Origin of the sequence: Streptomyces tritici, assembly GCF_048500665.1 — a bacterium.
Classification (GTDB): domain Bacteria; phylum Actinomycetota; class Actinomycetes; order Streptomycetales; family Streptomycetaceae; genus Streptomyces; species Streptomyces tritici.
Map to the genome: position 1 here is coordinate 3,247,494 of NZ_CP183183.1, position 22,568 is coordinate 3,270,061.

Genomic DNA, 22,568 nt, shown 5'->3' on the forward strand with positions numbered 1-22,568 from the left:
CTGACCGACGGACCGAGCCCGCACCGGCACCGAGCCGGGCACCGACCCGTCAGGAGAAGAAGTCATGCGCAGGCACCGCTCGTTGCTCGTCGGCGCGGGGCTGCTGGCCCTCGCGTCGCTGGCCGCGCCCCCGGCGTCGTCCGACACGGACCCGGTGGCCGACGAGCCGGCGTGGGTGCTGCGCAGCCGTACGGAGCGGCTCGACCCGAAGGAGTACGCCGCGCTGTGCGCCGCCCGGCCGGCCGGCGCGCCGGGCACCCGCACCCTGGACCTCTTCCCCGACGTGTCGGTGACGGCGGTCGCGGACCGGGTGGAGCGGGACGCGCGCGGCACGGTGACCTGGGCGGGGCACGTCCCCGGCCGGCCGGAGCGGACGGTGCTCCTGACAGTGACGGGCGCCTGCGCCCCGGAGGCCCGGGCCGCGTCGACGGCGGTGGACGCGGTGGTGACCCTGGGCCCGTACACGTACACGCTCTCCGCCGCGCCCGGCCGGCCGGGCCGGGTCCGCATCGCGGAGGTCGACCCGGGCAAGCGGCCGCAGCCGGTGCCGGACGAGGTGGGGGCGGGAGGGCCGGCCCCCGGGGCCTCGCCGTCCGGGCCGGCGACGGAACCAGGAGGGGCCGCCCACCCGACCCCGCCGCCCGGGCCGGCGACGGAACCGGCCGCCGCCCCCGCCACCGACCCCGACCCCGTCGTCATCGACCTGCTCGTCGGTCACACCCCGAAGTCCGCGGAGCGCATCGGCGGCGCGGCGGCGATGCGCGCGCGGATCGCCCTCGCCGACGCCGCCCTCGACAGCGCGCTCGCGGACAGCGGGGTGCGGGCGAGCGTCGACGTGGTGGCGGTGTACGAGGCCGCGTACGACGGCAGCGAGCGCGCGCAGGAGGTGTACGGCAGGCTGGCCGACCCCGACGACCGCGAACTCGGCGCGCCCGCCGCCGAACTGCGCGAGCGTCACGGCGCGGACCTCGCCGCCCTCCTGGTCACCGTCCCGGCCGGGACCAGCACCGGGTACGGCAGCCTGCCGCAGCCGCCTGCGGCGACCACGGACCACCAGGCGTACTCGGTGACGGACGTCGACAGCGTCGTCGACTGGTTCAACTTCGGCCACGAGGTGGGCCACAACCTGGGCCTCTGGCACGACCGGGCCACCCTGGAGCGCCAGACGGGCGGCCTCGACTACACCCGCTCGCTGACCACCCCGTACAGCACCGGCTGGATCACGGCCGACGGCCGCTTCCACACGCTGATGGCGTACGGCTCGTCCTGCCCCGGGGAGTGCGCCCCGGTCAACCGGTACGCGAACACGGTGCGCGGCTGGCAGGGCGAGCCACTGGGCGACGCGCACAACGACAACGCCCGCGTGGCCCGCTGGACGGCCCCGATCGTGGCGGCGTACCGCACGCCGGCGACCCCGGTCGCCCGCCACGCCCTGACCCTCGCCGCGGCCCCGGCGACGGCCGGCACGGTCGCCCCGGCCACGTGGGGGCCCTACCGGCCGGGGACGGAGGTCACGGTGACGGCGACACCGAAGAAGGGCCACGTCTTCGCGGGCTGGGAACTGGACGGCGCAGCGCTCCCCCACAAGGGCGACACCCTGGCGCTCCCCATGACGAAGCCCCACACGCTGAAGGCCCGCTTCAGCCCCGCGCCCTGAACCTCACGCGTCCGCGGGAGGCAGGGCGGCCAGGGCGTCGACCTCGACGCGGAAGGCCGGATGGACGAGCCCGGCGACCTTGACCAGGGAGCAGGCCGGCGGGCGGGCCATGTCCAGGTACTCGTCACGGATCCGGCGGAACGCGTCGAGGTCGTCCAGGTCGGTGAGGTACACGGTCAGCTTGACCACGTCCCGGAGACGGGCTCCGGCCGCCCGGAGCGCCGTGTCCACGTTCGCGAAGACCTGGTGTATCTGGGCGCCGGCGTCGGCCTCGCCGACGATCCTCCCCTCGGCGTCCAGCGGCACTTGCCCGGAGACGGCGACCATCGCTCCGGTGAACGCCACGGCGTGGCTGTACCCGTTGACGGGCGGGCTCCCGGCGGGACGGACGAAATGCTGCACGTGAACTCCCTTGCGACAGGCAGGCGGTACGGGCCGGACGGATCGGTCGGTTCGGGTCGGCGGGCCGGCAGGAGGCGACCGGCCGCGCGAACGCGCAACGCCCCGACCGGTCGGTCCCGGTCGGGGCGTTGCGCGGGAGGAGAGAGGCTTCCCCCTCGCCCGCCTTTCGGTAGGCCGTGTGGGACTCGAACCCACAACCAACGGATTAAAAGTCCGCTGCTCTGCCAATTGAGCTAACGGCCCTCGGCGCGTCACCCCCGAGCATAGCCGGACGCGGCCGGTGAGCCGATCGGGTATCGGATCACCGGCCGCGCCGTTTCTAGTACAGCCCCTTGAACGAGCCCCAGCCGGACCCGATCTGCACGGGCGCGCCGAATCCGCCCCTGCCGTTCCCGGAGATCCGGAACAGCAGTCCGGCCCGGTCACGGGCGACCAGATCCCGCCTGGCGTCGGAGTCGAGGTCGCCGACGCCCACGATCGAGGTGTACGAGGCCCCCCACCCGGAGGCGATCTTCACTCCGGCCTTGAGCTTCCCGCCGCCCGCACCGGAGTACCGGTACAGCGACCCGTCGCTCTTGCGTGCGACGAGGTCCCCGATCCGGTCCCCGTCCAGGTCCCCGGTCCCCACGACGTGGGTGAACGCGGACCACCCGGACCCGAACCGCACCCCGGCGGCGAGCGTCCCGCCGGCCTTCCCGGCGTACAGGTACAGCGAGTCCCCGTTCCGCGCGACCAGATCGGCCCGCCCGTCCCCGGTCAGGTCCCCGGCCGAGGTGAGCACGTTCATCCCACCGAACCCGGAACCGGCCTTCGTGTACGCCGCCCCCGGCGTGCGGAGCAAGTCCCCTCCCAGGAAGACCCTGTGGGGAGGGTCTCGCAGGCCCCCCGGCCGCACCTCCCACCACAGGGGGCCCGACCTTAACAGTCGCCGGTCCCGCCGCGCGAGGGGGTTTCGAACCCGTTCAAAGAACCGTACGGCAAAGGCCCGTACAAGCAGCGATCTGCTTGTACGGGCCTTTGCTCAGGTGCTTACCGACCGTCAGCCGTTGCGCTTCCAGCGCGGCTTGTCGTCGCGGCGGCCGAAGGACGACGCGCCGGTGCCGCGGTGGTCGTCGCGGCGGCCGTACGGGCGGTCGTCGCGACGGTCGCGGTTGAACGGACGGTCGCTGCCGCGGTGGCCGCCGGACGGGCGGTCGTCGCGACGGAAGCCGCCACGGTCGCCGTCACGACGGTCGTTGTCCTGGCGGAAACCACCCTGCGGGCGGTCGTCCCGGCGGAAGCCGCCACGGTCGCCGTCACGACGGTCGTTGTCCCGGCGGAAACCACCCTGCGGGCGGTCGTCCCGGCGGAAGCCACCGCGGTCGCCGTCACGGCGGTCGTCGCGGCGGAAGCCGCCACGGTCGTCACGACGGTCGTTGTCCCGGCGGTCGAAGTCGCGGCGGAAGCCGCCCCGGTCGCCACCACGGTCGCCGTCGCGACGGTCGTCACGGCGGTCGTTGTCCCGGCGGAAACCACCCTGCGGGCGGTCGTCCCGGCGGAAGCCGCCACGGTCGCCACCGCGGTCGTCCCGGCGGTCGCCACCGCGGTCGCCGCGGCGCTCGAAGTTGCCCCGGTCGTCACGGCGCTCGCGCTCACGCTCCCGCTCGCGCTCCGCCGCGGCCTTCGCCTCCTCGGCAGCGGCCTCCGCCTCGGCGGCCTGCGCCGCCTCCGCGATCGCGACCTCCGGGTCCTCGCCCCGCTCGCGGGCGGCACGGGCGACCAGGCGCTCGGCCTCCTCGCGCAGCTCGGCGGCGCGCTTGGTGAGGCGCTCCAGCTGACGGGTCAGCTCGGCGACCTCGCGCTCGGCCTGCCTGGCCGCGTTGTTCACCGAGTCGGCCTGGACCTCGGTCAGCGAACGGGCGCCGGTGATCTCGGCGACCTCGGGGTCGAACGCGCCCGCCCCGCCGACGATGTGGCGCGAGGCGTCCACGCCCGCGTCCTCCATCAGGCGGAAGATCTGGCGGCGCTGGTGCGGGAGCGCGAGGGAGACGACCACGCCGGAGCGGCCGGCGCGGGCGGTACGGCCCGAGCGGTGCAGGTAGTCCTTGTGGTCACCGGCCGGGTCCACGTTCAGGACCAGGTCGATGCCGTCGACGTGGATGCCGCGCGCGGCGACGTCCGTGGCGACGAGGACGTTGACGTAGCCGTCCTTGAAGTCGGCCAGCGTCCGCGTACGGGCGCCCTGCGTCATGCCGCCGTGCAGCGCGTCCGCCTTCACGCCCGCGTCGCGCAGCTGCTCGGCGACGCGGTCGGCGCCGAGCTGGGTGCGGACGAAGATGATCGTGCGGCCCTTGCGGGCGGCGATGGCGGCGGTGACCGGGGCCTTGTCCTTCGGCTTCACGACGAGGACGTGGTGGGTCATGGTGGTGACCGCGCCGGCGGACGGGTCGACCTCGTGGGTGACCGGGTTCACCAGGTAGCGCTTGACCAGGCTGTCGATCTCGTTCTCCAGCGTGGCGGAGAACAGAAGACGCTGGCCGCCCTCGGGGACCTGGTCGAGCAGCTCGGTGACCTCGGGCAGGAAGCCCAGGTCGGCCATCTGGTCGGCCTCGTCGAGGACCGCGACCTGGACCTGCTCCAGGGAGCAGGCGCCGCGGTTGATGATGTCGCGCAGGCGGCCGGGGGTGGCGACGAGGATGTCGACGCCGCGCTCCAGGGCGTAGATCTGGTTGCCCATCGACGTACCGCCGCAGACGACCTTCATCTTGAGGCCGAGCACGTCGCCGTACGGCTGGAGGGCGTCCGCGACCTGCATCGCGAGCTCGCGGGTCGGGGTCAGGATGACGCCGCGGGGCTTCTTCTTGTCGGTCTGGCCGCCGGCCAGGGTGGCCAGCAGCGGCAGGCCGAAGGAGAGGGTCTTGCCGGAGCCGGTGCGGCCTCGGCCGAGGATGTCCTTGCCGGCCAGGGCGTCCGGGATGGTCGCGGCCTGGATCGGGAAGGGGGTGGTCACGCCGTTCTGCGCGAGCTTGCGCACGACGCCCTCGGGCAGACCGAGGTCGCCGAAGGTGAGGGTGGGCTCGGAGTCGGCCTCGGCGGCCGTCTCGACGAGCTCGCTGTCGACGTCGAGGGTGTCGATGGCGTCGATGGCGTCGTCGTTCGTGGGCACGACGGCGTGATCAGAACTGAAAATGGACATGCGAAATGCGAAACCTTCCGGAGTCTCGGCACGCGCCCGTCAACTCCGTGTTTTCGCACTACGACCGCCTCAATGCGGTCAGCCACGGCAAGGGAGAGTACGCGCCAGTCACGGCGCTCTTCGGTGTCGGCGCCGGGCAAATGGGATCAAACGATCTACCACCATACGCACCCTCCCCCGCTCAAGGCAAACCGGGCTGCGTCACACCGGTCCGACCTGCGGCGATGCCTTCGGCTCGGTCGGACCACCGGAGCCGTCGGCCGCCTTCATCGCCCCCATGTGGGTGTCCGCGCCGGGCGTCGCGGACGGCTGTCCGGACGGATCCGGGCCGGGGTCGGGGTTCTGCGAGGGGTCGGGGCCCGGCGGCTGCTCCGTCGGCGTCGGGTCGACCGGCGGCGGCTCCTCGCCCCCGCCGCCCGGGTTCCCGGGCGCGCTCGGCGCGCCCGGCTCCTGCGGCTGACCGTGCCCCGGCGGCTCCTCCGGCTTCTGCGGTCCGGGCTTCCCGCCGCCCGCGCCCGGCGCGGCCGGCTTCCCGGGCCGGCTCGGCGAGGCCCCCGGCCCGGGCGAGGCCCCGTCCGCGGGCTCCTCGCCCCGCTCGCCGTCCTTCCCGGCGCCGCCGCCGTACCCGTGAGCGCCCTCGCGCGCCCCGCCGCCGGAGCCCGCGCCGCCGGCCGACTCGGCCGCCACGCCCTCCCGCTTCCCCGCCGACTTCCCGGGCGCGGGCTTCGCCCCCTCGTCGGTCACGCTCATACAGCCGCCGAGTGCGGCGCAGGCGGCGACCGCCAGCGCGGTGGCGGCCCATCTCACGGGGGTGGGCAGTGAGCGCACGGAGGGCACCTCCAGGAGGGGAGAACGCGTTTCACAGCCCAACTCCCCGTGTGCCACAAGGGACACGCCCGAAACGGCGGCGATCCGAAAGGATCGCGGCTCAGCCGTAGCCGAGCGCGTGCAGCCGCTCGTCGTCGATCCCGAAGTGGTGCGCGATCTCGTGCACCACGGTGATCTCCGTCTCCGCGACCACGTCCTCCCGCGACTCGCAGAACCGCAGCGTCGGCCCGCGGTAGATCGTGATCCGGTCCGGCAGCACCCCGGCGTACCACTCGCCGCGGTCCGTCAGCGGCGTCCCCTCGTACAGGCCGAGCAGTTCGGGGTCGTCCGGAGAAGGCTCGTCCTCCACGAACACCGCGACGTTGTCCATCAGCCGCGTCAGCTCCGGCGGGATCCTGTCCAGCGCCTCGGCGACCAGTTCCTCGAACTCCTCGCGCGTCATCTCCAGCACGCGGCCATTGTCCCCCGAGGACGCCCGCCCGGGGCGGCTCTCACCGGGCCCGGGGAAACCGTTTTGGCGATACCCGCTGCCATCCCATATGCTTCTCACGTCCCCGACGCGCTGATGAAGCGCCCAGGTGGGCCCTTAGCCCTCATCGTCTAGTGGCCCAGGACGCCGCCCTTTCAAGGCGGTAGCACGGGTTCGAATCCCGTTGGGGGCACGCACCACCGTGTGCGAGACTAGTGCTCGTACACAACCTAGGTCCTGTGGAGCAGTTGGTTAGCTCGCCACCCTGTCAAGGTGGAGGTCGCGGGTTCAAGTCCCGTCAGGATCGCTGAGGCTGGAAACAGCCTCGTGGCTGGGTAGCTCAGTTGGTACGAGCGATCGCCTGAAAAGCGATAGGTCGCCGGTTCGACCCCGGCCCCAGCCACAAACGAAGGCCCCCGTCCTCGGACGGGGGCCTTCCGCTATGTCTGCCGCGTCTGCCTCTGCCGCGCGGCCCGTACGCCGACGACCCCGCCCACCACGGCCACCAGGCCCGCGAGCAGCGCCCAGTCCGGAACCACCCGGCCCAGCTCCCCCACCCGCCGCTCCACCGCGAACGAGGCGTCCACCGACAGCAGGCCCGGCAGGGCCGTCATGCCGTCGAAGACCAGGAACAGCGTGCCGAGCAGCACGAAGAACAGCCCGGACAGCAGCGAGGTCGAGTGCGCCTCGAAGCGGCCGATCCGCAGCGGCCGGCCGCGCAGCCAGCGCCGCTTCCCCAGGTCGTACCGCTCCCAGAGCAGCGCGAGCAGGAACAGCGGGACCGCCATGCCCAGCGCGTACACCGCGAGGAGCAGTCCGCCGTACGCCGGGCTGCCGCTGAGCGCCGCCACCGTCAGGACGCTGCCGAGGATCGGGCCCGCGCAGAAGCCGGCCAGTCCGTACACCAGGCCGAGCGCGTACACGGAGACCGCCGTGGTCGGCCGGATCCGGCCGCCGACCTCGGCGAGCCGGCGCGAGGCGAAGCCCAGGCCCAGGATCTGCAGCCCGCCCAGGCCGATGATCAGCCAGCCGCCGGCGGTCACCAGCAGGTCGCGATGGCCGTAGAAGAGCCGGCCGGCGAACGAGCCGGCCGCGCCCAGCGGGACGAGGGTGGTGGCCAGGCCCGCGAAGAACACGCCCGTCCGCGCGAGCAGCCGGCCCGGCGAGTCGATCGAGTACGCGAAGAACGCGGGCAGCAGCAGGGCGCTGCACGGGCTGAGCAGCGCGAGCAGGCCGCCCAGGAGGGCGGCCAGATACCCGAACTCGCCGGTCACCGGGAGGCACCCGCCGACGCCGAGGGCGAGGGCACGCGCGAGGCAGCGACCGACGGCGAAACCGTGGCCGCGCCCGACGCCGAACCAGACGCCGAACCAGACGCCGCGCCCGACGGCGCGCCCGACGGCGAGCCCGACGGGCCCGCTGCCTTCGTGCCCTTCGCCCTCGCCGTCCGGGCCGCCGCCTCGATCGCCTCGACGAAGGTCTCCAGCGGCTGCGCCCCCGCGATGGGCCGGCCGTTCACCAGGAACGACGGGGTCGACGTCGCCCCGAGCGAGTACCCCTGCTCCTGGTCCGCCGTCACCGCCTTCCGGGCCGCCGCGCTCGCCGAGTCCGCGGCGAACCTCGCCAGGTCCGGCACCCCGGCCGCCTTCGCCAGCGCCGTCAGCCGCTCCGGGCCGAAGCCCTTCTCCTTCGCGCCCTCCGCGTACGCGGCGCGGTGGAACTCCCAGAACCGCCCCTGCCGGGCCGCCGCCCAGGACGCGCGGGCCGCGGCCTCCGACTCCTCGCCGAAGATCGGGAAGTTCCGCCACTCGATGCGCAGGGTGCCGTCCGCCACGTACTTCTTCACCAGCTGCGGCTCGGTGCTCCGGGCGAACTGCGCGCAGTACCCGCACTTGAAGTCGGCGTACTCGATGAGCACGACGGGCGCGTCGGCGCGGCCGAGCGCGAGCCCGTCGGAGGCGTCGCGCCGGGCGTACGACTCCAGCTCCGGGTAGACGCCGGAGGTCGGTTCGGCGGGCGCCTCGGCGACGGCGGAGACGCCGGCGCCGCGGGGGTCGGGCTTGGTGGCGGTGTACGAGACGAGACCGAGCGCGGCTGCGGCGACGGCCACGGCGGCGACGAGGGTGATCGGCTTGGACCTGGACATGCGGGGAAACGCTCCTGAGCAGGGAGAAGAGACGGACGACGGCGAGCGCGGCCGTCCGCCTAGACCCTCAGGACCGACAGCTCGGGCGGAGACGGCGGTACGAGCTCCGGCGGCTCGGGCCCCGGTGCCAGGTCCCGGACGAGGACGTCCGCCGCCCCGTGCCCGCGGACCGGCCGGCCGGCCACGAGCGCCGGCAGCAGTTCCCCGAAGCCCTGGACGCGCGGCGGTACGACGGGGCCCGCGGCCCCCTCGCCGGCCGGGTGGCCGCGCCCGCAGCCGGGCTCCCCGGGGTCCGCCGTCACGTCGGCGACGGCGGCGACAGCGGCGGCGGCCGCGTGGGTGCCCGCCGAGGCGGTCCCGCAGGTCAGGAGCCCCAGCACCACGGCGGCCAGCGCGGCGAACGCCGCCGGCACGCGGGCGGCGCTGCGGGACATGGGGGGCCTTCCGGTCGGGTGCCCGAAATATTACGCACCGCCCCACCCCGGGCCCGGGAAGAGGCCCCGTAAATCGGTTCGCCGGTTCTCGGCGGCAGGTGCGATCCTGGATTCCGTATGTCTACTTCCTTCGCCGCCCTCCAGACCGTGCTGGCCGAGGTCTCGCTGCGGGACGCGCACCGGCTCGGCCGCCGTCTCGAAGGCGCCCGCCGCATCCGCAAGCCCGAGGCCCGCGCGGCCGTCCTGGACGAGATCGCCGCCGAGGCCGGCAAGGCCAAGGAGCGCGTCGACGGGCGCGCCGCCCGCGTGCCCGCGGTCACGTACCCGGAGCAGCTGCCGGTCTCCCAGAAGAAGGACGAGATCGCCGAGGCGATACGCGACCACCAGGTCGTGATCGTCGCGGGCGAGACCGGCTCCGGCAAGACCACCCAGATCCCGAAGATCTGTCTGGAGCTGGGCCGGGGCGTCCGGGGCATGATCGGACACACCCAGCCCCGCCGGATCGCCGCCCGCACGGTCGCCGAGCGCGTGGCGGAGGAGCTGCGCACGCCGCTGGGCGAGGCGGTCGGCTGGAAGGTCCGGTTCACCGACCAGGTGAACCAGGACGAGACCTTCATCAAGCTGATGACCGACGGCATCCTGCTCGCCGAGATCCAGACGGACCGCGAGCTGCGCGCCTACGACACGATCATCATCGACGAGGCGCACGAGCGGTCCCTCAACATCGACTTCCTGCTCGGCTATCTGGCCCAGCTGCTGCCGAAGCGCCCCGACCTCAAGGTCGTGATCACCTCCGCGACCATCGACCCGGAGCGCTTCTCCCGCCATTTCGGCGACGCCCCGATCGTCGAGGTCAGCGGCCGTACGTATCCGGTCGAGGTGCGCTACCGGCCCCTCCTGGAGGAGGACTCCGACGACGCCGACCGCGACCAGATCACCGCGATCTGCGACGCCGTCGACGAGCTGCAGGCCGAGGGCCCCGGCGACATCCTGGTCTTCCTCTCCGGCGAGCGGGAGATCCGCGACACCGCGGACGCGCTGGTCAAGAAGCAGCTGCGGAACACGGAGATCCTCCCCCTGTACGCCCGGCTGTCGCACGCCGAGCAGCACCGCGTCTTCCAGGCCCACAGCGGCCGCCGGATCGTCCTCGCCACGAACGTCGCCGAGACCTCGCTGACCGTCCCCGGCATCAAGTACGTGATCGACCCCGGCACCGCCCGGATCTCCCGGTACTCGCACCGGACCAAGGTGCAGCGGCTGCCGATCGAGCCGGTCAGCCAGGCCAGCGCCAACCAGCGCAAGGGCCGCTGCGGCCGTACCTCCGACGGCATCTGCATCCGGCTCTACTCCGAGGACGACTTCCTGTCCCGGCCCGAGTTCACGGACGCGGAGATCCTGCGGACGAACCTGGCGTCGGTCATCCTGCAGATGACCGCGGCCGGCCTCGGCGACATCGAGAAGTTCCCCTTCATCGACCCGCCGGACCACCGCAACATCCGCGACGGCGTGCAGCTCCTGCAGGAGCTGGGCGCGCTGGACCCGGCGCAGAAGGACCCGAAGAAGCGGCTCACCCCGCAGGGCCGGAAGCTCTCCCAGCTCCCCGTCGACCCACGCCTGGCCCGGATGGTCCTGGAGGCGGACAAGAACGGCTGCGTGCGCGAGGTCATGGTGATCGCGGCCGCGCTGTCCATCCAGGACCCGCGCGAGCGGCCCGCCGAGAAGCAGGCCCAGGCCGACCAGCAGCACGCCCGCTTCAAGGACGAGACCAGCGACTTCCTCGCGTACCTGAACCTGTGGCGGTACATCCGCGAGCAGCAGAAGGAGCGGGGCTCCAGCTCCTTCCGCCGGATGTGCAAGCAGGAGTACCTGAACTTCCTGCGGATCCGCGAGTGGCAGGACATCTACGCCCAGCTGCGGACGGTCGCCAAGCAGATGGGCATCCACGTCAACGAGGAGGACGCCCCCGAGCAGACCGTCCACGTCTCGCTCCTGGCGGGCCTGCTCTCCCACGTCGGCATGAAGGACGTGAAGGAGGGCGCGAAGAACGAGTACCTGGGCGCGCGGAACGCCAAGTTCGCGATCTTCCCGGGCTCGGCGCTGTTCAAGAAGCCGCCGCGGTTCGTGATGTCCGCCGAGCTGGTCGAGACCTCGCGGCTGTGGGCCCGGGTGAACGCGAGGATCGAGCCCGAGTGGATCGAGCCGCTCGCGCAGCACCTGGTGAAGAAGACGTACAGCGAGCCGCACTGGGAGAAGGACCAGGCGGCGGTCATGGCGATCGAGAAGGTGACGCTCTACGGCGTGCCGATCGTCACCGACCGCAAGGTCAACTACGGGAAGATCGACCCCGAGGCGTCCCGCGAGCTGTTCATCCGCAACGCGCTCGTCGAGGGCGACTGGCGCACGCATCACAAGTTCTTCGCCGACAACCGCAAACTCCTCGCCGAGGTCGAGGAGTTGGAGCACCGCGCCCGCCGCCGGGACATCCTCGTCGACGAGGAGACCCTCTTCGACTTCTACGACAAGCGGGTGCCCGAACACGTCGTGTCCGGCGCGCACTTCGACTCGTGGTGGAAGCACAAGCGCCATGAGGAACCGGAGTTCCTCGACTTCGAGCGCGAGATGCTCATCAACGAGAAGGCCGGCGCGGTCACCAAGGACGACTACCCGGACGCGTGGCGGCAGGGGCAGCTGAAGTTCCGGGTGACCTACCAGTTCGAGCCGGGCGCGGACGCGGACGGCGTGACCGTCCACATTCCGCTGCAGGTGCTCAACCAGGTCACCGACGAGGGCTTCGACTGGCAGATCCCGGGCCTGCGCGAGGAGGTCGTGACGGAGCTGATCCGCTCGCTGCCCAAGCCGATCCGGCGCAACTACGTCCCGGCGCCGAACTTCGCCGCCCGCTTCCTGGACACGGTCGTGCCCGTGCAGGAGCCGCTGACGACGGCGCTGGCGCGCGAGCTGCACCGGATGGTCGGCGTGCCGGTCGCGCCGGAGGACTTCGACTGGGCGAAGGTCCCCGAGCACCTCAAGATCACCTTCCGGATCGTCGACGAGCGGCGGCGCAGGCTGGCCGAGGACAAGGACCTGGAGGCGCTGAAGCTGAAGCTGCGCCCCAAGGCCCGTCAGGCCCTCTCCAAGGCCGCGGCGGCCGCGGCGGCGGGTCCGAGCGGCTCGGGGCAGTCCGTGGAGCGCACGGGGCTGACGGACTGGACGATCGGCACGCTGACGAAGGTCTTCGAGACCCGCCGGGCCGGGCAGCCGGTCAAGGCGTACCCGGCGCTGGTCGACGCGGGCGACTCCGTCTCCGTACGGCTCTTCGACACGGAGGCAGAGCAGGCGGAGGCGATGTGGCGGGGCACGCGGAAGCTGATCATGCTGAACGTGCCGGTGAACCCGGCGAAGTTCGCCGGGGACAAGCTCACCAACCAGCAGAAGCTGGCGCTGTCGCGGAACCCGCACGGCTCGGTGCAGGCGCTGTTCGAGGACTGCGCGACCGCGGCGGCGGACAAGCTGATCGCCGACCACGGCGGGCCTGCGTGGGACGAGGAGTCCTTCCGGAAGCTGTTCGACAAGGTCCGGGCGGACCTGGTCGAGCTGACCGTCCGCACGGTCGCCCAGGTCCAGCAGGTCCTGGCGGCCTGGCAGGCGTGCGAGCGGCGGCTGAAGGCGACGAACAGCCTGGCGCTGATCGGCAACGTGGCGGACGTCCGGGACCAGCTCGCCTGGCTGATGCCGGCCGGCTTCGTCACCCGTACGGGCCTGCGCCGGCTGCCGGACCTCATGCGCTACCTGGTCGCGGCCGACCGCCGGCTGCAGCAGATGCCGACGGGCGTCCAGCGGGACACCACGCGCATGGAGAAGGTCCACGAGATGCTGGACGAGTACGCCTGGCTGCTCGAACAGCTCCCGAAGGGCCGTCCGGTGCCGACCGAGGTCACGGACATCCGCTGGATGATCGAGGAGCTCCGGGTGAGCTACTTCGCCCACGCCCTGGGCACGGCGTACCCGGTCTCGGACAAGCGGATCGTGAAGGCGATCGACGCGGCGGCCCCGTAGCGGGAGCGTCGCCTTGCGTCAGTTCGACCGCACCCTCTGAGCTGCTGTACAGTCTTCCTCGCAGCCACGCACACAAAGGCTGCGAGCAAGGTCCTGTGGAGCAGTTTGGAGTGCTCGCCACCCTGTCAAGGTGGAGGCCGCGGGTTCAAATCCCGTCAGGACCGCAGTGAAGATCGAAGGCCCGCACCGGAAGGTGCGGGCCTTCGTGTCGTATACGGCGCCTTCGGCGTATGCCCGGGCGTCTTGACGGCGTCATCGCGCGCCGGTACCCCGGATGCAGGGGGCGGGGCCCCACGGCGGCGGAGGTGGCGCGCATGGCGGCGGCGGCGACGGTGAGGCACGAGACCGGCGCGCTGCTGCGCGCGCATCTGGCGGCCGCGTCGCGGTACGGACACGTCACACGCACCTGCCCCGTCTGCCATCGCCTCCAGCGGCTCGCCATGGAGGCGGAGGAGCCGGCCGGGCAGGAAGCCGGGCAGGAGGCCGGGGAGGGCTCCGGCGACGACCCCGCGGCGGACGGCGACGGCGGCGAGGACCCCGTCCCGCAGTGTGACGCGAGTCACTGAAAGAGTTTCAGAAACCCCCGCACTTACCCCCTCCCTACAGCAGGCCCATTTAATATGTGCAATTGCACCACCCTCGCCGGCCAACAAAAAGATCGCGCTGGACCCGGCGGAGTCCAGCGCGATCAATGACACAGAGCCTGTTGGGGCAGGCGACCGGTCGGCAGAGCTAGGGATGGGCGGCCGGATTGGGGGACCCGGAGAAGCCCGGTGTTACGGGGTGTTGCAGGTGTCTCAGGCCTCGCTGCGCTGCTGCGGGATGCCCGCCAGCAGGGCGCGGACCTCTGCCTCGCGGTACCGGCGGTGCCCACCCAGCGTGCGGATGGACGTCAGCTTGCCCGCCTTCGCCCAACGGGTCACCGTCTTCGGGTCCACGCGGAACATCGTGGCGACCTCGGCGGGGGTAAGCAGCGGCTCGGCATCAGGGGTGCGAGCGGTCATGAGCGGCCTCCTCGGGAGAACCGAACCTTCTCGGTTCTTTCCTCTAAATTCTGCACCTTGACCCGCGTTGCCCGAAATGGCGGACGCGAGCCGAGTCGGTTATAGGACGAACGGCTTGTCCTCGGCACTACAACTACACCATCTGTCCAGCCACGTCGGCCAAACCGATGGAATTGCCCTCTCAGGTGTCCATCAGCGACGGAAGCCGATGGACCATGCCATAGCGGACAGTCACGCCACCGTGACGATCAGTCACAGAGCGATCAGGAGGCGTCAGACCCCCCATGGAGTGCAATGCTGAGCATTCCGCCCAGAGTTGGACGGAAGGAACCCTCCCCGGACTCCTTGTCCTATTTTGGCACGAGGGTGGGCGATGGGCGCAAGGGTGCACTAAGTGCTGTCCGTCACGCTTGAGCCAAAGGCCCGGATCGGGACCTACGTCCCCCGCCGGGCCGCCCGAAGGACCCGGCACGCCCTGCGCGTCCCCGAAGGCCCGCGCGTCCATGAAGATCATTTACAGCAGACGCAGCCCGCTTGTCGACGGTTCCTCGCTCGGCAGTTCGCCGACGACCCCGCTCAGTTCGCGAACCGGCGGTCCCGCACCGCGCGCCAGCGCTCCATCAGCCGCCCGTACGCCTCGCCCGCCGCCTCGCCGTCCCCGTCCCGCAGCGCCGCGATCCCCTCGGCCACGTCCGCCGCCGACCGGTCCTCTTCCAGCGCCGCCGCCGGCATCGTGTGCACCAGCCCCCCGTAGTCCAGCTCCACCAGCGCGCGCGGATGGAACTCCTCCAGCCAGCGACCCACGTCGACCAGACCCTCCGTCAGCGGCCCCTCGTCGATCGTCTCCCGCAGCGTCCGCAGCGACCGGGCGAGCCGCCGCCGCGCCTGCACCATCGGCGTCCGGTACCGCAGCACCGGCGGCCGGGCCGCCTCCGCGTCCCCGGGGGCGTACTCCCGCTCCTCGTCCGCGAACAGCGCGAACCACCGCACCGGGACCTCCCACACCGACGTACGGATCCACGGCCGCGCGTCCGGGTTCCGCTCCCGCCAGCGCTCGAAGTCCGCCGCGGCCTGCGCCCGCACCACCGGCGGCAGCATCGCGTCCAGCAGCGGCCCCGGCAGCGACTCCACCAGCTCCGTCATCGCCAGCCAGCCCCGCAGCCGGGTCCGCCACGGGCACACCAGGACCACCCCGTCCACCTCCGCCACGAACGCGTCGCCGCTCTCGTGCACCGGCACCGGGACCGGCGGGGTCGGCGCCAAGTCCGCCAGCGAGCGCCGGAGTTCGTCCTGCGCGGTGGGTGTGTCGGAGCGCTCCGCGTAGCGCGCCCAGTACGCCCGCTCCGGCTCGGGGAACGCCGCCAGCGGCTCGTACACGCGCAGGTAGGAGGCGTACGGGACACACGCGGAGGAGACGACCGACATGCCGCGAATCCTTCCACGCGGGTACTCCCCCAGGGGGTGATCCTCGGCACTGCGGCGGATCTACCAACCCGTAGGACTTACTCTCTTGCCGAACCGGTCCCTCCCCACCCGTAGGAGGGGCCCCTCACCGCCGCTTCGTACTTGGGAGTCACCACCGTGACCGATGTGACCGACGGCGTCCTGCACACCCTGTTCCACTCGGAGCAGGGAGGCCACGAACAAGTCGTGCTGTGCCAGGACCGCGCCTCCGGCCTGAAGGCCGTCATCGCCCTTCACTCCACCGCCCTGGGCCCCGCCCTCGGCGGCACCCGTTTCTACCCCTACGCCAACGAGGCCGAGGCCGTCGCCGACGCGCTGAACCTCTCGCGCGGGATGTCGTACAAGAACGCCATGGCCGGTCTGGAGCACGGCGGCGGCAAGGCCGTGATCATCGGCGACCCGGAGAAGATCAAGACCGAGGAGCTGCTGCTGGCCTACGGCCGGTTCGTCGCCTCCCTCGGCGGCCGGTACGTCACGGCCTGCGACGTCGGCACCTACGTGGCCGACATGGACGTCGTGGCCCGCGAGAACCGCTGGACCACCGGCCGCTCCCCCGAGAACGGCGGCGCCGGCGACTCCTCGGTGCTCACCGCCTTCGGCGTCTTCCAGGGCATGCGGGCCTCGGCCCAGACCCTGTGGGGCGACCCGACCCTGCGCGGCCGCAAGGTCGGCGTCGCGGGCGTCGGCAAGGTCGGCCACTACCTCGTGGAGCACCTCCTCGAGGACGGCGCCGAGGTCGTGATCACGGACGTCCGCGAGGAGTCGGTCCGCCGGATCACCGACAGGCACCCGCAGGTCACCGTGGTCGCCGACACCGACGCGCTGATCCGCGTCGAGGGCCTGGACGTGTACGCGCCCTGCGCGCTCGGCGGCGCCCTGAACGACGACACCGTGCCCGTGCTCACCGCCAAGGTGGTCTGCGGTGCGGCGAACAACCAGCTCGCCCACCCGGGCGTCGAGAAGGACCTCGCCGAGCGCGGGATCCTCTACGCGCCCGACTACGTCGTCAACGCCGGCGGCGTGATCCAGGTGGCCGACGAGCTGCACGGCTTCGACTTCGACCGCTGCAAGAAGAAGGCGACGAAGATCTTCGACACCACTCTGGAGATCTTCGCACGTGCGAAGGCCGATGGGGTTCCGCCGGCCGCCGCGGCCGACCGGATCGCCGAGCAGCGCATGGCGGAGGCGCGCCGCGGCTGATTCTTGACAGGTCGGCCCGCCGGGTCCCTCGTTTGGAGGTTCGCCCAGAGGCAGAGACAAGACTCACGCCGGTCGGCGGGTCGACCTCAAGATGGGGTTAAAATCGCGGTTGACCAGCGAGGACAGGGCTCCTCGAAGGTTCTGCTCCGGGGCACGTGATGCGGGCGGCGTACCGTATGGCCGAGGAAGCAGGTACCGTTGAAGCCCTACGGGCCGGTCTCTCTTACGAGAGCCCGTTCCGCATCATGAACGCGTGTCAAGACTCTGGGGCCGTCGAGCCCCGTCACCGAGGGGGTCGAGCCATGGGGCGCGGCCGGGCAAAGGCCAAGCAGACGAAGGTCGCCCGCCAGCTGAAGTACAGCAGCGGCGGGACCGACCTTGCGCGTCTGGCCAATGAGCTGGGCGCATCGACTTCGAGCCAACCGCCTAATGGCGAGCCGTTCGAGGACGACGACGAGGAAGACGACCCGTACGCGCAGTACGCGGAGTTGTACAACGACGACGACGAGGACGAGGACGACCAGTCCGGTCCTGCGGCGTCCCAGCGTCGCGCTTGACCTCGCACTGATCCACACCGACCCGGTCCGGGCCTCCCGGACCGGGTTTCTGTGCGTTCCGCGTACGCGGTACGTCAGCCGCGGCCGGATTCCGCCGAGCCCTCGCGGTCGGGTGACCACGAGGGCTCGTCAGGCCCTGCTCAGACGGCGTAGTCGCCGACCAGCTCCGCACCCGTGGTGTGCTCGCCGCGCTCGGTGATCTCGCCGGCCACCCAGGCGTCCACCCCGCGGTCCGCGAGCGTGGTGAGGGCGGCGTCGACCGAGTCGGCCGGGACGACGGCCATCATGCCGACGCCCATGTTCAGCGTCTTCTCCAGCTCCAGGCGCTCGACCTGTCCGGCCCGGCCGACCAGGTCGAAGATCGCGCCCGGGGTCCAGGTGGACCGGTCGACGACCGCGTGCAGCCCGTCCGGGATCACCCGCGCCAGGTTGGCGGCCAGACCGCCGCCCGTGATGTGGCTGAAGGCGTGGACGTCGGTGGTCCGGGTCAGCGCCAGGCAGTCCAGCGAGTAGATCTTCGTGGGCTCCAGGAGCTCCTCGCCCAGCGTCCGGCCGAGCTCCTCGACCTGCTGGTCCAGGGTCATGCCGGCGCGGTCGAAGACCACGTGGCGGACGAGCGAGTACCCGTTGGAGTGAAGACCGGAGGAGGCCATGGCGATGACCGCGTCCCCCGTACGGATGCGATCCGCACCGAGCAGCCGGTCGTACTCCACGACGCCCGTGCCCGCGCCCGCGACGTCGAAGTCGTCCGGGCCGAGCAGGCCCGGGTGCTCCGCCGTCTCGCCGCCGACCAGCGCGCAGCCGGCCAGGACGCAGCCCTCGGCGATGCCCTTGACGATGGCGGCGACCCGCTCGGGGTGGACCTTGCCGACGCAGATGTAGTCGGTCATGAACAGCGGCTCGGCGCCGCAGACGACGATGTCGTCCATGACCATCGCGACCAGGTCGTGGCCGATGGTGTCGTACACGCCCATCTGGCGGGCGATGTCGACCTTCGTGCCGACGCCGTCGGTCGCCGAGGCGAGCAGCGGGCGCTCGTAGCGCTTGAGGGCCGAGGCGTCGAAGAGGCCGGCGAAGCCGCCGAGGCCGCCGAGGACCTCGGGGCGCTGCGTCTTCTTCACCCACTCCTTCATGAGCTCGACGGCGCGGTCGCCCGCCTCGATGTCTACGCCCGCGGACGCGTAGCTGGCACCAGTGGTCTTCTCAGACATGCTGAAGAGCTTTCCTGTCGGTACTGCGGGGTGTGCAGCGGGGTCTTACGGACGGCGCAGGGCGTCGGCCGCCGCGGTGGCGGCGGGGCCGGCGGCCAGCTCCGTCTCGAGCAGCTGCTTGCCGAGCAGCTCCGGGTCCGGGAGCTCCATCGGGTACTCGCCGTCGAAGCAGGCCCGGCAGAGGTTCGGCTTGGCGATGGTGGTCGCCTCGATCATCCCGTCGAGGGAGATGTACGAGAGCGAGTCCGCGCCGAGCGACTTGCCGATCTCCTCGACCGTCATCCCGTTGGCGATCAGCTCCGCGCGGGTGGCGAAGTCGATGCCGAAGAAGCACGGCCACTTCACCGGCGGGGAGGAGATCCGGATGTGGACCTCGGCGGCGCCCGCCTCGCGGAGCATGCGGACGAGGGCGCGCTGCGTGTTGCCGCGGACGATCGAGTCGTCGACGACGACCAGCCGCTTCCCCTTGATGACTTCCTTCAGGGGGTTCAGCTTCAGCCGGATGCCGAGCTGGCGGATGGTCTGGGAGGGCTGGATGAAGGTCCGGCCGACGTAGGCGTTCTTGACCAGGCCGGCGCCGAACGGGATGCCGGAGGCCTCCGCGTAGCCGATGGCGGCCGGGGTGCCGGACTCGGGCGTGGCTATGACGAGGTCGGCCTCGACGGGGGCCTCCTTCGCGAGCCGGCGGCCCATCTCCACGCGGGAGAGGTACACGTTCCGGCCGGCGATGTCGGTGTCCGGGCGGGCCAGGTACACGTACTCGAAAACACAGCCCTTGGGCTTCGCTTCCGCGAATCGCGAGGTGCGGATGCCGTTCTCGTCGATCGCGATCATCTCGCCGGGCTCGACCTCGCGGACGAAGCTGGCGCCGCAGATGTCGAGGGCGGCGGACTCGGAGGCGACCACCCAGCCGCGCTCGAGCCGGCCGAGGACCAGCGGGCGGATGCCCTGCGGGTCACGGGCCGCGTAGAGCGTGTGCTCGTCCATGAAGACGAGGGAGAAGGCGCCCCGGACCTCGGGGAGGATCTTCGCGGCCGCCTGCTCGATGGTGAGCGGCGTGCCGTCCTCGCCGACCTGTCCCGCGAGCAGCGCGGTGACCAGATCGGTGTCGTTGGTGGCGGCGACCTGCGTGGAGCGGCCGTCCTGCTTGGGCAGGTCCGCGACCATCTCGGCGAGCTGCGCCGTGTTCACCAGGTTGCCGTTGTGGCCGAGCGCGATCGAGCCGTGGGCGGTCGCCCGGAACGTCGGCTGCGCGTTCTCCCACACGGAGGCCCCGGTGGTCGAGTAGCGGGCGTGACCGACCGCGATATGACCCTGGAGGGAACCGAGAGAGGTCTCGTCGAAGACCTGGGACACGAGGCCCATGTCCTTGAAGACGAGGATCTGGGAGCCGTTGCTGACCGCGATTCCCGCGGATTCCTGACCCCGATGCTGGAGGGCGTAGAGCCCGAAGTACGTGAGCTTTGCGACCTCTTCACCCGGAGCCCAGACACCGAAGACGCCACACGCGTCCTGGGGGCCTTTCTCGCCGGGGAGCAGATCGTGATTGAGTCGACCGTCACCACGTGGCACGCCTCCGAGTGTAGGCGAGGTCGACCACTGGTCCGAATTGGGGAAAGTGCGGGAGTGCGCAGGTCGTGCGATCGCACGAGTTGATCCACCGGCGTGCGCGGGAGCGGTCCCGCGGCCCCGCACCCCTGGTGGGATAAGGGGTCCGCGGACTCGCCGGAGCGGGCGCCCCCGAAGAGCGGACGCTCGTACGGGACCCGGTGCGGGCCCGGAGTGTGACGGAGTTCGCAGGCGCGGCGCGCTCCCGGGAAGCGCTCAGTCCTTCGCTACGCGCGTTGCGGAGGCGGCCACGCCGGAGCCGTCGGGCGCCGTGAGGGCGAGCTGACGGAAGCGGAGCTCGTACGTGGCGGGGCTCTCGAACAGCTTCAGCAGCGCCTTTTCCACGGTCATCTGCGGGGCGGCGCAGACCATCTTGGTGGTGATCACCCGCCCGAAGGTGATCGTCGTGCCGGAGACGGCGGCCGTGGTCGAGAAGCCGTTGCAGCCGAGCTTGCCGGTGATCCGGCCGTCCGCGCCGAGGACGAAGTACGCCCGGCCCTCGGCCCCGGCGGGCAGCGAGGAGGCCGTCTCGCCGGACACCAGCGTGTCGACCGTCCACTTCGTGCCCTTGAGCGGGGCGGGCGGCTCGGAGCCGAGCACGAGCGTGTCGCCGTCCGGCCGGGTCAGGGTGAGGGTGCCGTCGGCGACGACGGCCTTGAGCCGGCCGTCGAAGGTCTTGTGCAGCAGCGACTCGAAGCGGTCGCGCTTGGCGTCGCAGGCCATCTCGGTGGTCTCGCCGAGGCTGACGGTCAGGGCGTCCTCGTTCACCGCGACCGCGCCGCCGAAGTGGTTGCAGCCGGAGTTGCCCGAGACCCGGCCGTTCTCGGCGAACTCCACGAACGCCCCGGCCGGGGCGGGCGTCTTCTTCCCGTCCACGGTGAGCGAGTCGAAGGACCAGCGGATGTTCGTGACGGGCGCGTCGGACGTGACGGTGCGGGATCCGGCGCCCGTACCGGTGCCGGTCTCGGTGCCACAGGCGGCGAGCACGGCGAGGGAGGCCAGGGCGGCGGCTGCGGTGATGCGCGGCTTCTGCATGTCGATGGGACGGAGCCGCCGCCCGGGCGGTTCCCGGCCGTCACCCCATGAGCGGCAGGAGGTCCGCCAGGTCGGCCCGCTCGCCACTGGCGCTCACCCGGGCCGCGGCCCGTTCCGTGGCCCAGTCCGTACGGCCCGTGGCCAGCCGGATCCAGGTCAGCGGATCGGTCTCGACCACGTTCGGCGGGGTGCCGCGGGTGTGCCGGGGACCGGCGACGCACTGCACGACGGCGAACGGGGGGACGCGGACCTCCACCGCGCCCCCGGGAGCCTTCACGGCCAGCGCGTCCGCGAGCAGGCGTGCGCAGGCGGCCAGGGCCTGGCGGTCGTACGGGACCTCCAGGCCGGTCGCGGCGTTCAGGTCGTCGGTGTGGACGACGAGTTCGACGGCCCGGGTGACCAGGTGGTCGCCGAGCCGCATGGCGCCGAAGCGGGTCGGGACGAGCCGGTCGTCGGAGACGCCGGCGATGCGCAGCGCGTAGCTCTCCGCCGTCCGCGCGTACAGCCCCGGCAGGTCACCGGTGTCGATCGCCCGGGTGTCCTCGTCGATCGTCGCGGCCTCGCTCGCGGTCACCGACGGCCACTCCAGGAGGCCGAGTTCCGGCACCGGAGGCTCGGGCTCGCCGAGCTTCCGCGCGACCGAGCCGAGCGCCAGCGTCATGTGGGCCACCAGGTCCCGTACCGTCCAGTCCCCCAGCCGGGTCGGCCCGTCGAGCTGCTCGGGCGTGAGCGTGGCGACGGCCGACCGCACGTTCTCGAACTGCGCGAGGACGGCGGCCCGGGTCTTGGCGGAGTCGTACGAGCGGGCGCGCTTCTTGGCAGGAGGCATGGGCCCGAGCGTAGATCCTGCGCCGTGTGGCAGGGCGGTGTGGCCCGGCGGAGACTGAGAAGAGGGCTACGAGAGGGGTGCAAGGATCATGGCGGAACACCCTCACGCCGCATTGGTGCGCAAGGGCTACGAGGCCTTCGCCACCGGAGACATGGAGACGCTCGCCGGCATGATGACGGGCGACTGTACGCATCACTCGCCCGGTGAGAGCCAGATGTCCGGGCACTTCAAGGGCCGCGACAACGTCCTGGCCCACTTCGGCAGGCTCATGGAGCTCACCGACGGCACCTTCCGCGTGGAGGTGGAGCACATCTTCCCCGACGGCCGGGGCCACGTCATGAGCGTCCACAAGTGGCACGGCGACCGCGGCGACCGGGGCATCGAGATGAAGGGCGGCCTCTTCTTCACGATCGTCGGCGACAAGGTCTCCGACGTCGACGAGTGCGTCGAGGACATCGACGAGGCCGACGCCTTCTGGGGCAAGGCCGAATAG

Annotated in this window: 20 protein-coding genes and 5 tRNA genes; 10 read left to right on the forward strand and 15 right to left on the reverse strand. The window is 72.0% G+C overall.

Going from position 1 to position 22,568, the window contains the following annotated elements:
• The first annotated feature begins 64 nt into the window (after positions 1–64).
• Positions 65–1,657 (forward strand): InlB B-repeat-containing protein, encoded by a 1,593-nt coding sequence (locus ACNJ93_RS14890; RefSeq protein ID WP_418957895.1) that lies wholly within the window; start codon positions 65–67, stop codon positions 1,655–1,657.
• Between the two features lie 3 nt (positions 1,658–1,660).
• On the opposite strand, the gene ACNJ93_RS14895 is transcribed toward ACNJ93_RS14890, so the two are convergent.
• The 6 genes from ACNJ93_RS14895 to ACNJ93_RS14920 form a co-directional block, all read right to left on the reverse strand.
• Positions 1,661–2,059: a RidA family protein gene (locus ACNJ93_RS14895; protein WP_418957896.1), complete on the reverse strand. Its 399-nt coding sequence runs from the start codon at positions 2,057–2,059 to the stop codon at positions 1,661–1,663.
• 170 nt (positions 2,060–2,229) lie between these two features.
• Positions 2,230–2,302, reverse strand: a tRNA-Lys gene (locus ACNJ93_RS14900).
• Positions 2,303–2,378: 76 nt separating this feature from the next.
• On the reverse strand, positions 2,379–2,900 hold the full coding sequence (locus tag ACNJ93_RS14905) for an FG-GAP repeat domain-containing protein (RefSeq protein WP_418957897.1): 522 nt from the start codon (positions 2,898–2,900) through the stop codon (positions 2,379–2,381).
• A 198-nt stretch (positions 2,901–3,098) separates the two neighbouring features.
• A complete protein-coding gene (locus ACNJ93_RS14910; protein WP_418957898.1) occupies positions 3,099–5,234 on the reverse strand; it encodes a DEAD/DEAH box helicase in 2,136 nt (711 codons plus the stop codon).
• 201 nt (positions 5,235–5,435) lie between these two features.
• On the reverse strand, positions 5,436–6,062 hold the full coding sequence (locus ACNJ93_RS14915) for a hypothetical protein (protein WP_418957899.1): 627 nt from the start codon (positions 6,060–6,062) through the stop codon (positions 5,436–5,438).
• A 100-nt stretch (positions 6,063–6,162) separates the two neighbouring features.
• Positions 6,163–6,513 (reverse strand): metallopeptidase family protein, encoded by a 351-nt coding sequence (locus ACNJ93_RS14920; RefSeq protein ID WP_406861847.1) that lies wholly within the window; start codon positions 6,511–6,513, stop codon positions 6,163–6,165.
• 138 nt (positions 6,514–6,651) lie between these two features.
• On the opposite strand from ACNJ93_RS14920, the gene ACNJ93_RS14925 reads away from it, so the two are divergent.
• From ACNJ93_RS14925 to ACNJ93_RS14935, 3 genes are all read left to right on the forward strand, one after another.
• Positions 6,652–6,724, forward strand: a tRNA-Glu gene (locus ACNJ93_RS14925).
• Positions 6,725–6,764: 40 nt separating this feature from the next.
• A tRNA-Asp gene (locus tag ACNJ93_RS14930) sits at positions 6,765–6,838 on the forward strand.
• Positions 6,839–6,860: 22 nt separating this feature from the next.
• Positions 6,861–6,934 (forward strand) — tRNA-Phe (locus ACNJ93_RS14935).
• A 37-nt stretch (positions 6,935–6,971) separates the two neighbouring features.
• Here the strand turns inward: ACNJ93_RS14935 and ACNJ93_RS14940 are convergent.
• The 3 genes from ACNJ93_RS14940 to ACNJ93_RS14950 are packed head-to-tail and all read right to left on the reverse strand — an operon-like array spanning position 6,972 to position 9,111.
• Entirely contained in the window at positions 6,972–7,805 is an 834-nt protein-coding gene (locus ACNJ93_RS14940) for a cytochrome c biogenesis CcdA family protein (RefSeq protein WP_418957900.1), read from the reverse strand.
• Entirely contained in the window at positions 7,802–8,677 is an 876-nt protein-coding gene (locus tag ACNJ93_RS14945; protein ID WP_418957901.1) for a DsbA family protein, read from the reverse strand. Before ACNJ93_RS14945 ends, ACNJ93_RS14940 begins: the two co-directional genes overlap by 4 nt.
• A 59-nt stretch (positions 8,678–8,736) precedes the next feature.
• Complete coding sequence (locus ACNJ93_RS14950) at positions 8,737–9,111, reverse strand: hypothetical protein (RefSeq protein ID WP_418957902.1); 375 nt, start codon at positions 9,109–9,111, stop codon at positions 8,737–8,739.
• Positions 9,112–9,228: 117 nt separating this feature from the next.
• On the opposite strand from ACNJ93_RS14950, the gene hrpA reads away from it, so the two are divergent.
• The 3 genes from hrpA (at position 9,229) to ACNJ93_RS14965 (ending at position 13,733) form a co-directional block, all read left to right on the forward strand.
• Positions 9,229–13,167: an ATP-dependent RNA helicase HrpA gene (hrpA, locus tag ACNJ93_RS14955; RefSeq protein WP_418957903.1), complete on the forward strand. Its 3,939-nt coding sequence runs from the start codon at positions 9,229–9,231 to the stop codon at positions 13,165–13,167.
• Between the two features lie 89 nt (positions 13,168–13,256).
• Positions 13,257–13,331: transfer RNA gene (locus tag ACNJ93_RS14960), tRNA-Asp, on the forward strand.
• Between the two features lie 150 nt (positions 13,332–13,481).
• Positions 13,482–13,733, forward strand: a complete 252-nt coding sequence (locus tag ACNJ93_RS14965) for a DUF6274 family protein (protein ID WP_418957904.1) — start codon at positions 13,482–13,484, stop codon at positions 13,731–13,733.
• A 231-nt stretch (positions 13,734–13,964) separates the two neighbouring features.
• On the opposite strand, the gene bldC is transcribed toward ACNJ93_RS14965, so the two are convergent.
• Positions 13,965–14,171: a developmental transcriptional regulator BldC gene (gene bldC, locus ACNJ93_RS14970; RefSeq protein WP_003949541.1), complete on the reverse strand. Its 207-nt coding sequence runs from the start codon at positions 14,169–14,171 to the stop codon at positions 13,965–13,967.
• A 576-nt stretch (positions 14,172–14,747) separates the two neighbouring features.
• Positions 14,748–15,596, reverse strand: a complete 849-nt coding sequence (locus ACNJ93_RS14975) for a hypothetical protein (protein ID WP_418957905.1) — start codon at positions 15,594–15,596, stop codon at positions 14,748–14,750.
• Positions 15,597–15,752: 156 nt separating this feature from the next.
• Here ACNJ93_RS14975 and ACNJ93_RS14980 point away from each other — a divergent pair, with 156 nt between their 5' ends.
• Both ACNJ93_RS14980 and ACNJ93_RS14985 read left to right on the forward strand, forming a co-directional pair.
• Positions 15,753–16,835 carry a Leu/Phe/Val dehydrogenase gene (locus ACNJ93_RS14980; protein WP_418957906.1) on the forward strand — a complete coding sequence of 361 codons (1,083 nt, stop codon included), beginning with the start codon at positions 15,753–15,755 and terminating at the stop codon, positions 16,833–16,835.
• A 302-nt stretch (positions 16,836–17,137) separates the two neighbouring features.
• Positions 17,138–17,392 carry a DUF3073 domain-containing protein gene (locus ACNJ93_RS14985; RefSeq protein WP_418957907.1) on the forward strand — a complete coding sequence of 85 codons (255 nt, stop codon included), beginning with the start codon at positions 17,138–17,140 and terminating at the stop codon, positions 17,390–17,392.
• A gap of 140 nt (positions 17,393–17,532) precedes the next feature.
• Here the strand turns inward: ACNJ93_RS14985 and purM are convergent, their stop codons facing one another.
• The 4 genes from purM to ACNJ93_RS15005 form a co-directional block, all read right to left on the reverse strand.
• On the reverse strand, positions 17,533–18,603 hold the full coding sequence (purM, locus tag ACNJ93_RS14990) for a phosphoribosylformylglycinamidine cyclo-ligase (RefSeq protein WP_418957908.1): 1,071 nt from the start codon (positions 18,601–18,603) through the stop codon (positions 17,533–17,535).
• Positions 18,604–18,648: 45 nt separating this feature from the next.
• Complete coding sequence (gene purF / locus ACNJ93_RS14995; RefSeq protein WP_418957909.1) at positions 18,649–20,175, reverse strand: amidophosphoribosyltransferase; 1,527 nt, start codon at positions 20,173–20,175, stop codon at positions 18,649–18,651.
• A gap of 252 nt (positions 20,176–20,427) precedes the next feature.
• Entirely contained in the window at positions 20,428–21,246 is an 819-nt protein-coding gene (locus ACNJ93_RS15000; RefSeq protein WP_418957910.1) for an META domain-containing protein, read from the reverse strand.
• A 40-nt stretch (positions 21,247–21,286) separates the two neighbouring features.
• Complete coding sequence (locus ACNJ93_RS15005; protein ID WP_418957911.1) at positions 21,287–22,075, reverse strand: sterol carrier family protein; 789 nt, start codon at positions 22,073–22,075, stop codon at positions 21,287–21,289.
• An 88-nt stretch (positions 22,076–22,163) separates the two neighbouring features.
• On the opposite strand from ACNJ93_RS15005, the gene ACNJ93_RS15010 reads away from it, so the two are divergent.
• Complete coding sequence (locus ACNJ93_RS15010; protein ID WP_418957912.1) at positions 22,164–22,568, forward strand: nuclear transport factor 2 family protein; 405 nt, start codon at positions 22,164–22,166, stop codon at positions 22,566–22,568.

Excerpts from the sequence above, each read along its gene's own strand:
- ACNJ93_RS14985 (WP_418957907.1), top strand. The coding sequence starts at position 17,138 with ATGGGGCGCGGCCGGGCAAAGGCCAAGCAGACGAAGGTCGCCCGCCAG.
- ACNJ93_RS15010 (WP_418957912.1), top strand. The coding sequence starts at position 22,164 with ATGGCGGAACACCCTCACGCCGCATTGGTGCGCAAGGGCTACGAGGCC.
- hrpA (WP_418957903.1), top strand. The coding sequence starts at position 9,229 with ATGTCTACTTCCTTCGCCGCCCTCCAGACCGTGCTGGCCGAGGTCTCG.
- ACNJ93_RS14945 (WP_418957901.1), bottom strand. The coding sequence starts at position 8,677 with ATGTCCAGGTCCAAGCCGATCACCCTCGTCGCCGCCGTGGCCGTCGCC.
- ACNJ93_RS15000 (WP_418957910.1), bottom strand. The coding sequence starts at position 21,246 with ATGCAGAAGCCGCGCATCACCGCAGCCGCCGCCCTGGCCTCCCTCGCC.
- bldC (WP_003949541.1), bottom strand. The coding sequence starts at position 14,171 with ATGACCGCTCGCACCCCTGATGCCGAGCCGCTGCTTACCCCCGCCGAG.
- ACNJ93_RS14910 (WP_418957898.1), bottom strand. The coding sequence starts at position 5,234 with ATGTCCATTTTCAGTTCTGATCACGCCGTCGTGCCCACGAACGACGAC.
- purM (WP_418957908.1), bottom strand. The coding sequence starts at position 18,603 with ATGTCTGAGAAGACCACTGGTGCCAGCTACGCGTCCGCGGGCGTAGAC.
- ACNJ93_RS14975 (WP_418957905.1), bottom strand. The coding sequence starts at position 15,596 with ATGTCGGTCGTCTCCTCCGCGTGTGTCCCGTACGCCTCCTACCTGCGC.
- ACNJ93_RS14950 (WP_418957902.1), bottom strand. The coding sequence starts at position 9,111 with ATGTCCCGCAGCGCCGCCCGCGTGCCGGCGGCGTTCGCCGCGCTGGCC.
- ACNJ93_RS15005 (WP_418957911.1), bottom strand. The coding sequence starts at position 22,075 with ATGCCTCCTGCCAAGAAGCGCGCCCGCTCGTACGACTCCGCCAAGACC.
- ACNJ93_RS14890 (WP_418957895.1), top strand. The coding sequence starts at position 65 with ATGCGCAGGCACCGCTCGTTGCTCGTCGGCGCGGGGCTGCTGGCCCTC.
- ACNJ93_RS14965 (WP_418957904.1), top strand. The coding sequence starts at position 13,482 with ATGGCGGCGGCGGCGACGGTGAGGCACGAGACCGGCGCGCTGCTGCGC.